Annotated in this window: 10 protein-coding genes; 6 read left to right on the forward strand and 4 right to left on the reverse strand. The window is 45.0% G+C overall.

Annotated elements, in window-relative coordinates; all coding sequences use genetic code 11:
- Window positions 1-39 precede the first annotated feature (39 nt).
- A complete protein-coding gene (gene metF, locus SJY39_RS02740; RefSeq protein ID WP_016793865.1) occupies window positions 40-924 on the forward strand; it encodes a methylenetetrahydrofolate reductase in 885 nt (294 codons plus the stop codon).
- Window positions 925-1,053: 129 nt separating this feature from the next.
- Here metF and SJY39_RS02745 read toward each other — a convergent pair whose 3' ends face one another.
- The 3 genes from SJY39_RS02745 to argE all read right to left on the reverse strand — a co-directional run bounded on the left by SJY39_RS02745 (window position 1,054) and on the right by argE (window position 5,993).
- Window positions 1,054-1,593, reverse strand: coding sequence for a PadR family transcriptional regulator (locus tag SJY39_RS02745; RefSeq protein WP_010435321.1), 540 nt, complete (start codon window positions 1,591-1,593; stop codon window positions 1,054-1,056).
- Window positions 1,594-1,966: 373 nt separating this feature from the next.
- Window positions 1,967-4,603, reverse strand: a complete 2,637-nt coding sequence (gene ppc, locus SJY39_RS02750; protein WP_016787690.1) for a phosphoenolpyruvate carboxylase — start codon at window positions 4,601-4,603, stop codon at window positions 1,967-1,969.
- 253 nt (window positions 4,604-4,856) lie between these two features.
- Window positions 4,857-5,993, reverse strand: coding sequence for an acetylornithine deacetylase (gene argE, locus SJY39_RS02755; protein WP_016783697.1), 1,137 nt, complete (start codon window positions 5,991-5,993; stop codon window positions 4,857-4,859).
- Between the two features lie 153 nt (window positions 5,994-6,146).
- On the opposite strand from argE, the gene argC reads away from it, so the two are divergent.
- The 4 genes from argC (at window position 6,147) to argH (ending at window position 11,504) form a co-directional block, all read left to right on the forward strand.
- Window positions 6,147-7,151 carry an N-acetyl-gamma-glutamyl-phosphate reductase gene (argC, locus tag SJY39_RS02760; protein ID WP_016767982.1) on the forward strand — a complete coding sequence of 335 codons (1,005 nt, stop codon included), beginning with the start codon at window positions 6,147-6,149 and terminating at the stop codon, window positions 7,149-7,151.
- 12 nt (window positions 7,152-7,163) lie between these two features.
- The gene (gene argB, locus SJY39_RS02765; RefSeq protein ID WP_010435314.1) at window positions 7,164-7,952 is read left to right on the forward strand and encodes an acetylglutamate kinase; all 789 of its coding nucleotides are present in this window, start codon (window positions 7,164-7,166) and stop codon (window positions 7,950-7,952) included.
- Window positions 7,953-8,072: 120 nt separating this feature from the next.
- Window positions 8,073-9,284: an argininosuccinate synthase gene (locus SJY39_RS02770; protein WP_010435312.1), complete on the forward strand. Its 1,212-nt coding sequence runs from the start codon at window positions 8,073-8,075 to the stop codon at window positions 9,282-9,284.
- Window positions 9,285-9,629: 345 nt separating this feature from the next.
- Complete coding sequence (gene argH / locus SJY39_RS02775; RefSeq protein WP_010435308.1) at window positions 9,630-11,504, forward strand: argininosuccinate lyase; 1,875 nt, start codon at window positions 9,630-9,632, stop codon at window positions 11,502-11,504.
- Window positions 11,505-11,756: 252 nt separating this feature from the next.
- Here argH and SJY39_RS02780 read toward each other — a convergent pair whose 3' ends face one another.
- Window positions 11,757-12,005, reverse strand: a complete 249-nt coding sequence (locus SJY39_RS02780; protein ID WP_080572706.1) for a DUF3624 domain-containing protein — start codon at window positions 12,003-12,005, stop codon at window positions 11,757-11,759.
- An 87-nt stretch (window positions 12,006-12,092) separates the two neighbouring features.
- On the opposite strand from SJY39_RS02780, the gene SJY39_RS02785 reads away from it, so the two are divergent.
- The gene (locus tag SJY39_RS02785; RefSeq protein ID WP_010435305.1) at window positions 12,093-12,440 is read left to right on the forward strand and encodes a RidA family protein; all 348 of its coding nucleotides are present in this window, start codon (window positions 12,093-12,095) and stop codon (window positions 12,438-12,440) included.
- Window positions 12,441-12,462: the final 22 nt, after the last annotated feature.

Below are 12,462 nucleotides of genomic sequence, written 5' to 3' on the forward strand. Positions count from 1 at the left end.
TTGAGTTTTAGTGGTTGTTTTTGCCACAGGGAGAGTAAGATGGGATACACACACGCAGGCCATATAGACGCTTTAAATCAGAATATCGCTGAGCTTTCTGACAACATCAATGTGTCATTTGAGTTTTTTCCACCAAGCAGTGAGAAGATGGAAGAGACCTTGTGGAATTCTGTTCACCGTCTTAAAACACTCCAACCAAAATTTGTATCAGTAACCTACGGTGCAAACTCGGGTGAGCGTGATCGTACCCACTCAATTATTAAAGAAATTAAGAACCAAACAGGCCTAATTGCTGCACCACATTTAACGTGTATTGATGCTAGCCGTGAAGAGCTGATTCAAATTGCTGATGATTACTGGGCAAATGGCATTGAGAGCATTGTTGCGTTGCGTGGTGATATCCCAACAGGCGGTGGCGCTCCAGATATGTATGCATCTGACTTGGTTGAGCTGCTTAAATCTCGCCACGACTTTGATATCTCTGTTGCAGCTTTCCCTGAGGTTCACCCTGAAGCAAAAAGTGCTCAATCAGACCTTATTAACTTGAAGCGTAAAGTGGATGCTGGCGCTAACCGTGCCATCACGCAATTCTTTTTTGATGTAGAAAGTTACTTACGTTTCCGTGATCGCTGTGTGGCGGCAGGTATCGATGTTGAAATCGTACCGGGCATCTTACCTGTTTCTAACTTCAAGCAGGCGTCTCGCTTTGCTGCGATGAATAACGTGAAAGTTCCGGGCTGGATGGCCAAGCAATTTGAAGGTTTGGATGATGATCCAACGACTCGCCAGTTAGTGGGTGCTAGTCAAGCGATCGATATGGTTCGTACGTTGAGCCGTGAAGGTGTGAAAGACTTCCACTTCTACACGCTAAACCGTGCAGAAATGACTTATGCACTTTGCCATACTTTGGGTGTTCGTCCATAAGTCGCTGCCTTGTAGTTAAGTTCAGGCTCGGATAAAAAGCCATCGGCTGTACCTCTCAAATCTTATAGATACAAAAAAGGCTTGGACTCTAAGAGTTCAAGCCTTTTGCTTTTCAGCTTCTAGCTTAACTTAAGCAAGAGCGCCAAGTTCAAGCAGTACTTCTTCAGCCCATACAATCCATGCTTCACGGATAAGTAGGTTACGACGAAGCGTTAGGCGTTCAAGGCGTGCTTGCTTGTCTAGCGTCGATGGCGTTGCGTAGTAAGCTGCTTCGATTTCTTTGTAGTGAGAAACCAGTTTGCGAGACTCTTCTACTAGCTCAGCAAGTTGTACGCGGTAAGCGTCAGAAGGTTGCACAGCACAAGCCATTAGCTTAGCTGAGAACTCGTCACGAACAGTTGGGTGTGCAGTTGGTTGTTCAAACCATTCACCTAGCGCGCCACGGCCTGCATCAGTGATAGAGTAAACTTTACGATCAGGTTTGCCTTCTTGAGGCTCAAGCACGCAAGTTACCTGGTCGTTCTGAGCCATTTTATTTAGCTCGCGGTAAACTTGTTGGTGGCTAGCTTTCCAGAAGTAACCAATGCTTGCGGAGAATTCTTTTGTGATATCGTAACCAGTAGCATCGCGTGTACTTAAAACGGTTAGAATTACGTGTGGTAATGACATGTCTGAAATCCAAATGGTAAACAGTAAACAAATACTTAAACAACAAGTGTGCTTCTAATGGCACGTTATATTGGTTATGTCTAAGTAGCACCAACTCATCGGTTGGTTATGTCACCTTACAAAGCCGTTTATCACCTAGGTTGACCAGTTTATTGGTCAAGTTGCTGCAGATTATTTTTTTGGAGTGTTTCCGCAGCGGAGCAGTAGTATATCTAAATAATAAGCATAAAGTAGAATACATGGACAAAATAACCCGAAAAACTGACAAAATACTCATTAATTATTTTATGGCAAAATAAAAAGGTCGCACATGGCGACCTTTTGTTCTTTTTTTAGAGGTAAATGCTACTTAGATTATAGTAGGGTTCGCTAATTAACCTGTATTTCGCATACCAGCAGCAATACCTGCAATCGTCACCATTAGTGCTTCTTCTAGCTCTGCTGGTGGTGTCTCACACTTACGAGTTCGGTAAAGCAGCTCTGCTTGAAGCATGTTTAGTGGCTCAACATAGATGTTACGTAGACGAATCGATTCAAGCCCCCAAGGGTCGCTTTGCATCAAGTTCTCGTTATTTTCTACATTCAGCACTGCTTTGATGTCTTTTTGCAGCTGTTCACGCAGTAATTCACCTAGAGGTAACAGTTCTTCGTCAACAAGACGTTGATCGTAGTACTTGGCAATTTCCATGTTGCACTTAGAGTACACCATTTCTAGCATGCCGAGGCGAGTCGAGAAGAATGGCCATTCACGACACATCTCTTCAAGTAGCGCTTGATGGCCTTGGTCTACTGAGTATTGAATCGCTTCACCAGCGCCTAACCATGCAGGAAGAACTAAACGGTTTTGGCTCCAAGAGAAGATCCACGGAATTGCACGTAGGCTTTCTACGCCTCCGTTCGGGTTGCGTTTTGCAGGGCGAGAACCAAGAGGTAGTTTACCTAGCTCCAGTTCAGGCGTCGCTTGACGGAAGTAAGGTACGAATTTCTCTTCACCACGAACCACGTTGCGGTAAGCCTCGCAAGAGACTTGAGACAGAACTTCCATTAGGTCGCGCCACTCTTGTTTTGGCTCAGGTGGCGGCAGAAGGTTCGCTTCTAGAATCGCACTTGCGTATAAGTTGAAACTGTTTACGGCAACATCTGGTAGGCCAAGCTTAAAGCGGATCATTTCGCCTTGTTCTGTTACACGTAAGCCGCCTTTCAAGCTCTTAGGTGGCTGAGAAAGTAGGGCTGCGTGCGCTGGTGCACCACCACGACCAACTGTACCGCCACGGCCGTGGAATAGAGTCAGCTCAATGCCTTCTTCTTCACAAACCTTAACCAGTTTGTCCATCGCGTCGTACTGAGCCCAACCTGCAGACATTACGCCGGCATCTTTCGCTGAGTCAGAATATCCAATCATCACCATTTGGTGGTTCTGGATAAAGCCACGGTACAAGTCGATGCTCATTAACTGTTTCATTACCGCTTCTGAGTTGTTCAAGTCGTCTAGCGTTTCGAACAGAGGACATACGTCCATGCGGTACGGGCAACCACATTCTTGTAGCAGCAAGTGAACAGCCAGTACATCTGATGCAGTACGAGCCATAGAAATCACGTAAGCACCGAAGGCTTCACGAGGTTGAGCAGCAACCACTTTACAGGTGTCTAAAACCTCTTTGACCTGTTCAGATGGCTCCCAGTCGCGTGGTAGCAGCGGGCGTTTTGAGCTTAATTCATTAGTTAAGAAAGCAACCTTGTCTTGCTCACTCCACTGGTCGTAATCGCCAATGCCTAGGTAGCGAGTCAGTTCAGACAGCACATCTGAGTGACGTGTACTTTCTTGACGAACATCGAGACGCACTAGGTGCACACCGAATGCTTTCAGGCGACGCAGGGTATCAAGCAGAGAACCATCCGCGATTACGCCCATGCCACATTCGTGCAGCGATTGGTAACACGCGTAAAGCGGAGTCCAAAGTTGGTCGATGTTCTGTAGTGTTTCTTTCTTCGGTACTTCAGCATCGTGCAGTTTTGCATCAAGCACTTCTAGCGTGTTGTTCAGCAGAGTGCGTAGGCTTTTGAGGATGGCACGGTAAGCTTCGTGCTCATCGCCAGCCAATTCACGAACGGCATCATTACACTTGGTCATCGACAGTTCGGTAATCAGCTCGTTCACGTCACCTAGGTACAGATCAGCGGCTTTCCAGCGAGATAGGCGCAGTACTTCTTTGGTGATGGTGTGCGTTACGAATGGGTTACCATCTCGGTCACCGCCCATCCAAGATGAGAAGTGGACAGGGCGTGCATCAATTGGTAGGCCTTCACCAAGGTAACCTTTTAGTCGGCTATCCATATCACGTAGGAAATCAGGCACAGCTTCCCATAGAGAGTTTTCTACAACCGCAAAGCCCCACTTAGCTTCATCAAGTGGTGTCGGGCGTTGCTGACGAATCACATCAGAGTGCCAACCTTGCGCGATAAGCTGCTCTAGGCGACGTTCGGTTTTCACGCGCTCTTTATGTGATAGGTCGCTTAATTCTAATTTAGACAGACACTCGTTGATCTTAACCAACTTGTTGATCATGGTGCGACGAGTAATTTCTGTTGGGTGAGCAGTCAAAACGAGTTCAATGTTCAGATCGCGAACAGCTTGAGCTGCGTCTAGCTTGCTGATGTCATTTTGATTTAATTTGGAAAATAGAGATTGCAGCACATCTGGTTCACAAACATGCTCCTCACAGTGGCGAGAGATCGTGTGGTATTGCTCTGCCATGTTAGTGAGGTTGAGAAATTGGTTAAATGCACGAGCAACAGGAGTGAGTTGTTCGTTCGGCAGGTTTTTAATTTCTTCAACTAGGCTGTCACGGTCAGCTTTGTTGCCTGCGCGGGCGGATTTGGAAAGTTTACGGATAGTCTCCACTTTCTCTAAGATAACGTCACCATGTGCATCTTGGATTGTGTTACCTAGCAAGCGTCCCAGCATGCTTACGTTACTCTTGAGAGCGGCGTATTTCTCGTTCATTGTCATCCTGCCTCGTAAAAAAATTACATCCATTGTTCCTTGTTAAGTACACAATCTAGCGAAAAGTGCTGTATCTAGTCAAATAAAGCATTCTAAGTTTGCAATTATTAGGTTTAAAAATGCGGGAGAAGTAAATTTTTCAAAACTTAGGGAAAAAGTGAAATTTAATTACAAGATTGCGGCTATATCAGGGATGGCAGAATAAAAGCCACTTTTTAGGGTGGCTTTTATCGGAAAATATCGAATGGATAGTGGGTAACTAGAAACAATATTTACGGATCGATTTACTTAGAACATCAATCGTTGGGTCAATAAAATCGAAGCTCAGGAATTCGTCGGGTTGGTGAGCTTGATCAATTGAACCTGGGCCCAGTACTAAGGTTGGACACAACTCTTGAAGGAAAGGTGCCTCTGTGCAGTAGTTCACGGTTTGAGATTCAGTTTCACACACCGATTCCATTCCACCAATAAAGGGATGATCGTGCTGACACTCGTAACCCGGAATAGGTTCGTGCAATGGAGTAATCTCAATTCTGCCCGGCCATTTTGCTTCGACTTCTTTAAGTGCGCTACGCAGCATGTTATCCAAGCCATCTAAGCTGATGCCTGGTAAAGGACGAACATCATAGTGCAGTTCACAACAACCACAGATACGGTTGGCGCTGTCGCCACCGTGGATATGTCCCAGGTTTAGAGTAGGACTTGGAATCGCAAAACCAGGGTGATGATACTCTTTTACTAACTTGTCACGCAGTTGCATTAAAGCAAACAATACTTCATGCATGATCTCGATGGCGTTGACGCCTAAAGCTGGATCTGAAGAGTGGCCTGATTTGCCCGTTACTCGCACTGCATTTGCCACGTGACCTTTGTGACCGCGAATCGGCACTAGGCTGGTTGGCTCACCAATAATGCAGTAATCCGGCTTAAATGGTGCATTTTCCGTGAAATGACGAGCACCTAGCATGGTGGTTTCTTCGTCACAGGTGGCTAATACATAAAGTGGTTTGGTTTGTTTGCTCCAATCCATTTTCTTCGCAGCTTCATAAACGAAAGCGAAAAAGCCTTTCATATCTGCGGTGCCTAGTCCGTAGAAGCGATTGTTGTGTTCAGTAAGCGCATGAGGGTTGAAGTTCCAACGTCCTTCATCGAAGGGAACCGTGTCGCTGTGTCCCGCAAGTAGCAAGCCACCTTCACCAGAACCCATCTTCGCAACCATATTATGCTTGCCGGGTTCGACTTCCACTACTTCAACGCTAAAGCCCAGGTCTTTAAACCATTGCGCCATTTTTTCTATGACTTTTTCGTTGCCATGATCCCAGCTTGGATCGGTAGAGCTAATAGAGTCTGTGGAAATTAGGCCTTTATAGACCTCAAGAAAACTCGGTAATTGCATATTATCTTCACTTCTACTATTGACAGGAAAACCATAAGTCGGTAAAACACATATTAAATCATATTTAATGCATAAGAAATCAAATAAAGCTAAAAATTAAGTATGAATAGTCAAATTTGAAATGTTACTTACCTCAAGAATGGATGTGTTGAGATGTTGAAAACCACGATCATTGGCGCAAGCGGCTACACAGGAGCAGAACTGGCTCTAATGATAAACAGACACCCTGAGCTCACGCTATCAGGTTTATATGTCTCAGCCAATAGTGTAGATGCAGGCAAACCTATTGCAGCATTGCACGGTAAGTTAGCTGGCTTGATTGATATGCCAGTACAGCCGTTAACCAATCCTGAAGAAGTGGCAAAGCAGTCTGATGTGATTTTCTTAGCAACCGCGCATGAAGTCAGTCACGACCTAGCACCCATCTTTCTTGAAAATGGGTGCCAAGTATTCGATCTGTCAGGTGCCTTCAGAGTGAAAGGTGAAAATTTTTACGAAGAGTTCTACGGCTTTGAGCATCAACACGAACAATGGCTAGATAAAGCGGCTTACGGATTAGCTGAGTGGAATGAGCAAGAAATTAAAGAAGCTCAACTTGTCGCAGTAGCGGGTTGCTACCCAACGGCCTCCCAATTGGCGATTAAACCTCTTGTGGAAGCAAAGCTACTTGATACAAACCAATGGCCAGTGATTAACGCGACCAGTGGTGTAACGGGTGCTGGTCGAAAGGCGAGTATGGTTAACAGCTTCTGTGAAGTAAGCCTGCAAGCCTATGGTGTATTTAACCACCGTCATCAACCTGAAATGGCTGCCCATCTAGGATGTGATGTGATTTTCACACCGCACCTAGGGAATTTTAAGCGCGGTATTTTGGCAACCATTACCATGAAGTTGGCTGAAGGCGTGACAGAAAAACAGATACAAGAAGCCTTTGAGAAAGCTTATCAAGGGAAGCCAGCAGTGAGATTACTCGAAGAGACACTGCCAAGAATTCAAGATGTAGAACAGACACCTTTCTGCGATTTAGGTTGGAAGGTTCAAGGTCAGCACATCATCGTTGTTTCAGCGATTGATAACTTATTAAAGGGTGCATCTAGTCAAGCGATGCAGTGTTTAAATTTACGTTATGGTTTTGCACCATTAACTGCGTTAGTGTAAAGGAATCCAGATATGAGTCTGAATAATCAACCATTAATCATAAAGTTAGGTGGCGCTGCGCTATCTTGTGGTGAAACACTTAGCAAGTTATTTGGTGCAATTTCTGCTTACCAACAACAGGCACAACGACCAATCGTGATTGTGCACGGTGGCGGCTACCTTGTTGATGACTTGATGAAGAATTTAAACCTAAAGACGGTGAAGAAAGAGGGGCTACGTGTTACCCCTTACGACCAAATCCCTGTGATCGCCGGTGCACTAGCGGGCACGGCTAACAAACTGCTTCAAGGTCAGGCGATTAAAGATGGCATCAACGCTGTTGGTTTGAGCCTAGCAGATGGCGGCTTATGTAAAGTGAGCGAACTGGATCCTGAACTGGGCGCGGTAGGCAAAGCGGAGCCGGGAGACTCAACTGTTCTACAAGCCATTCTTAATGCTGGCGCATTGCCAATCATTAGCTCGATTGGTTTGACTGAACAAGGCCAACTGATGAACGTCAATGCAGACCAAGCGGCGGTTGCCGTTGCTGGCGCACTCGATGCTGAATTGGTGCTACTTTCTGATGTCAGTGGTGTGTTGGATGGCAAAGGCCACCTCATTCCAAGCCTTAACCAAAAACAAGCCGATGACCTGATTACCGGTAAAGTGATTACCGATGGCATGATCGTCAAGGTACAAGCCGCACTAGAAGCTGCTAACGACTTAGGACGACCTATCGAAGTTGCTACTTGGCGATATCCAGAAAAACTAACACAACTTTTTTCAGGTAAAAGTATAGGAACACAGTTTTTACCTCAGTAGGCCTCACAACGAGTTACTACTTAAAGAATTTAGACAAAAAAATTTAGTACAAACATATAACTATTAAAGTCATTTCCAACGCTGACCGCCATGTGCAGTATGGAAACTAGGAGAAAGAAAATGAGCAAAGTTAACGTAAAGAAAGTTGTAGTAGCCTACTCTGGCGGTCTAGACACATCAGTAATCATTCCATGGTTGAAAGAGAACTATGACTGCGAAGTTATCGCATTTGTTGCTGATGTAGGCCAAGGTGATGAAGAGCTGATTGGCATCGAAGAAAAAGCAAAAGCGTCTGGAGCATCTGAATGTTACATCGCTGACCTTAAAGAAGAAATGGTCGCAGACTACATCTACCCAACGCTAAAAACAGGTGCTTACTACGAAGGTAAATACCTACTAGGCACTTCAATGGCGCGTCCAATCATCGCGAAGGCACAGGTTGAAGTAGCGCGTAAAGTTGGCGCTGACGCACTTTGTCACGGTTGTACAGGTAAAGGTAATGACCAAGTTCGTTTTGAAGGCGCATTCGCTGCACTGGCACCAGATCTACACGTAATTGCGCCATGGCGTGAGTGGGATCTAGTGAGCCGTGAAGAGTGTCTAGATTACCTAGCTGAGCGTAACATTCCTTGTACTGCTTCTCTTACTAAGATTTACTCACGTGATGCAAACGCATGGCACATCTCTACAGAAGGCGGTGTTCTGGAAAATACATGGAATGCACCTGATGAAGATTGCTGGGCTTGGACGGTAGATCCAGAGCAAGCACCAAACGAATCTGAAACAGTAACGCTGAAAGTTGAAAAAGGCGAAGTGGTAGCGGTAGATGGCGAAGCAATGACGCCATACAACGCACTGGTTTACCTCAATGAGAAGGGTGCTAAGCACGGTGTTGGTCGTATAGATATCGTAGAGAACCGTCTTGTTGGTATGAAGTCTCGTGGTTGTTACGAAACTCCAGGTGGCACAATCATGATGGAAGCACTGCGTGCAGTAGAGCAACTGGTTCTTGATAAAGCGGCATTCGAATTCCGTGAAGAGCTAGGTGTTAAAGCTTCTCACCTTGTATACGATGGTCGTTGGTTCACTCCGCTATGTAAGTCAATTCTTGCGGCGACAGATGAACTAGCACAAGACGTAAATGGTGAAGTGGTTATTAAGCTTTACAAAGGCCATGCAACGGTGACTCAGAAACGTTCTGACAACAGTTTGTACTCAGAAGAATTTGCAACCTTTGGTGAAGATGAAGTTTACGACCAAAGCCATGCTGAAGGCTTCATCCGTCTTTACTCACTATCAAGCCGTATCCGTGCTTTGAATAGTCAAAAGTAATCCTAACTATGAGTTAGTGAGCTAGCCTCCGCGAAAGGTTGAAGGCCAGTAAACAGACATTATTATGCAAAGCCCATTCACTATTGATTAGTGAGTGGGCTTTTTGCTTTCTGTTTGTTTAATAAATCAGCTTCGGTTTTTACTATCGAATGGCATATAATTCACGCTCCACAATGAAATAATCAATGGATTGAACTTTTTGTGAATAAATATGTGAAAATAATGAATTAATACTTTATTTTCATTTTGAATTGCCGTAAGTTTAAACCATCAGAAAAATACTGAATCTTAATCAGAATTATCATTTGCAAAAACAGTGAGCACTGTGCAATTAGGAGATACACAATGGCATTATGGGGCGGTAGATTTACCCAAGCAGCAGACACCCGGTTTAAAGATTTTAACGATTCTCTTCGTTTTGATTACCGATTGGCTGAGCAAGACATTGTGGGCTCAATTGCCTGGTCAAAAGCTCTACAATCGGTCAACGTATTAACAGAAGAAGAGCAACAGAAGCTTGAGTTAGCGCTGAATGAGCTAAAACTTGAAGTGATGGAAGACCCTGAACAGATCTTACGTTCTGATGCAGAAGATATTCACAGCTGGGTTGAGCAACAACTTATCGGCAAAGTCGGTGATTTAGGTAAAAAGCTCCACACTGGCCGTTCTCGTAACGACCAAGTGGCGACAGACCTTAAGCTATGGTGTCGTCAACAAGGCAACCAACTGTTGCTAGCGCTTGATCGTCTGCAGAGCCAAATGGTGAATGTTGCTTCTCAGCATCAAGAAACCGTGCTTCCTGGCTACACTCACTTACAGCGTGCTCAGCCGGTAACTTTTGCTCACTGGTGCTTGGCTTACGTTGAAATGCTTGAGCGTGACTATTCACGTTTGAATGATGCGATTAAGCGTCTAGATACATGTCCGCTGGGTTCTGGTGCCCTTGCAGGAACTGCTTACCCGATGGACCGTGAAGAGTTAGCTCACAACTTAGGTTTCCGTCGTGCAACGCGCAACTCTCTAGATTCAGTTTCTGACCGTGACCATGTGATGGAGCTGATGTCGATCGCTTCTATTTCAATGCTTCACCTTTCACGTCTTGCAGAAGATATGATTTTCTACAACTCAGGTGAATCAAACTTCATCGAGTTAGCGGATACCGTGACGTCAGGTTCATCTCTGATGCCACAAAAGAAAAACCCTGATGCGCTAGAATTGATTCGTGGCAAAACTGGCCGTGTTTATGGCTCATTAGCCGCAATGATGATGACAGTGAAAGCTCTGCCTTTGGCGTACAACAAAGACATGCAAGAAGATAAAGAAGGTCTGTTCGACGCTTTAGATACTTGGAATGATTGTATGGAAATGGCGGCATTGTGTTTTGACGGTATTAAAGTGAACGGCGAGCGTACACTTGAAGCGGCAAAACAAGGCTACGCGAACTCAACTGAACTGGCTGATTATCTAGTAGCGAAAGGCATTCCTTTCCGTGAAGCTCACCACATTGTCGGTGTAACGGTAGTGGCGGCGATTGCAAAAGGCTGCGCATTAGAAGAATTAACCATCGCAGAGATGAAAGAGTTCTCTGAGGTGATAGAAGAGGATGTGTATGACATCCTAACCATTGAATCGTGTCTTGAAAAACGTAGTGCGCTAGGCGGTGTATCACCACAGCAGGTGGCTTACGCGGTTGACCAAGCAGAGAAACGTTTATCACAGCGTGACACTTCTATTGTGAAGGTTCGTCCTGCTCGTCTGACCGATATTGAAGCATTAGAAGGCATGGTGGCCTACTGGGCGAATATGGGTGAAAACCTACCTCGCTCTCGTAATGAACTGGTGCGTGATATTGGCTCGTTTGCGGTCGCAGAACATCATGGTGAAGTCACTGGTTGTGCATCACTCTATGTGTATGACTCTGGCTTAGCAGAAATTCGCTCACTTGGTGTGGAAGCTGGCTGGCAAGGTCAAGGGCAGGGTACGGCGATTGTGCAACACTTGGTTGATAAAGCACGACAAATGGCCATCAAGAAGGTGTTTGTACTGACGCGCACTCCTGAGTTCTTTATGAAGCATGACTTCTTACCAACTTCAAAATCTTTGTTGCCAGAGAAAGTACTGAAAGATTGTGACCAGTGCCCTCGTCAACATGCATGTGATGAAGTGGCCTTGGAAGTAAACTTGGTAGAGCAGATTATCGCAAAGGTTAATGTGGCATAACGCATTGATTTTGTAGCTCCCTAAAAAAAGATCAAAAATCTGATCTTTTTTGGGAACAAATTAAGAAAAGTCCGGTCTATTAAAGTACCACTGCTTTTTCTTAGAATTTTCTAAGAAAGCCCTAGAATCGATTGGTTCTGGGGCTTTTTTCTATCTGTTGTTTGAGAAGTGATGATAACTCGAGTTGAGATTAATTCTTTGTGTATTGAATCTAGCACTTAGCCGTTATCCTCTATCCAACCAATCTCGTTATTAATGCTTTTTGTTCCTTAAAGGCAGCACGACAAACTTCATGAACCAATGCAGCGACAACAAACCACTGAACGCGAAAGCGGCCATCATCAAAGCGATGGCATTGATGGTTTTTGGATCTTCTCTGAAAAATAGCCACCATACTCCCCAACTCAAAATCGACAACACCATCAGCTGATTCATGCAACGCTGGCAGCGACCGAGTTTGTTACGGATTTTTTCACTTTTATTGCAATGAATGCATGTCATCTTGGGTTTGATTCGCGTTATGCTTATTGCCCTGATAATAACACGTCACAAGATATTGGATCACGGTGACACAGAGAGAGAAAGTCGATGATTGAGCGCCAAGACACCAAACAACGCATGAGCCGTATTGTGAAACACAACGGCACTATCTACCTATGTGGCCAAGTGTGTGCTGATGCAACCAAAGACATCACTGAGCAAACACAGACGATGCTAGATAAAGTAGAAGTGCTACTTGAGCAAGCAGGCAGCGACAAAGAGCACATGCTGTCAGCAACGATTTACTTGAAAGACATGAAAGATTTCCAAGAAATGAACGCAGTTTGGGATGCATGGGTACCAGAAGGTCACGCTCCAGCTCGCGCATGTGTGACTGGCGATATGGCTCGCGAAGCGCTACTTGTTGAAATCTCTGTGATTGCTGCTGAGAAGTAACTGCTAAGTATTTAGCGACAGG

Origin of the sequence: Vibrio sp. R78045 (assembly GCF_042466085.1) — a bacterium.
GTDB classification, from domain to species: Bacteria; Pseudomonadota; Gammaproteobacteria; order Enterobacterales; family Vibrionaceae; genus Vibrio; species Vibrio cyclitrophicus.

What these genes read in the sequence shown, in the direction of transcription:
- metF (WP_016793865.1), top strand. Translation starts at nt 40, where the DNA reads ATGGGATACACACACGCAGGCCATATAGACGCTTTAAATCAGAATATC.
- SJY39_RS02745 (WP_010435321.1), bottom strand. Translation starts at nt 1,593, where the DNA reads ATGTCATTACCACACGTAATTCTAACCGTTTTAAGTACACGCGATGCT.
- ppc (WP_016787690.1), bottom strand. Translation starts at nt 4,603, where the DNA reads ATGACAATGAACGAGAAATACGCCGCTCTCAAGAGTAACGTAAGCATG.
- argE (WP_016783697.1), bottom strand. Translation starts at nt 5,993, where the DNA reads ATGCAATTACCGAGTTTTCTTGAGGTCTATAAAGGCCTAATTTCCACA.
- argC (WP_016767982.1), top strand. Translation starts at nt 6,147, where the DNA reads ATGTTGAAAACCACGATCATTGGCGCAAGCGGCTACACAGGAGCAGAA.
- argB (WP_010435314.1), top strand. Translation starts at nt 7,164, where the DNA reads ATGAGTCTGAATAATCAACCATTAATCATAAAGTTAGGTGGCGCTGCG.
- SJY39_RS02770 (WP_010435312.1), top strand. Translation starts at nt 8,073, where the DNA reads ATGAGCAAAGTTAACGTAAAGAAAGTTGTAGTAGCCTACTCTGGCGGT.
- argH (WP_010435308.1), top strand. Translation starts at nt 9,630, where the DNA reads ATGGCATTATGGGGCGGTAGATTTACCCAAGCAGCAGACACCCGGTTT.
- SJY39_RS02780 (WP_080572706.1), bottom strand. Translation starts at nt 12,005, where the DNA reads ATGACATGCATTCATTGCAATAAAAGTGAAAAAATCCGTAACAAACTC.
- SJY39_RS02785 (WP_010435305.1), top strand. Translation starts at nt 12,093, where the DNA reads ATGATTGAGCGCCAAGACACCAAACAACGCATGAGCCGTATTGTGAAA.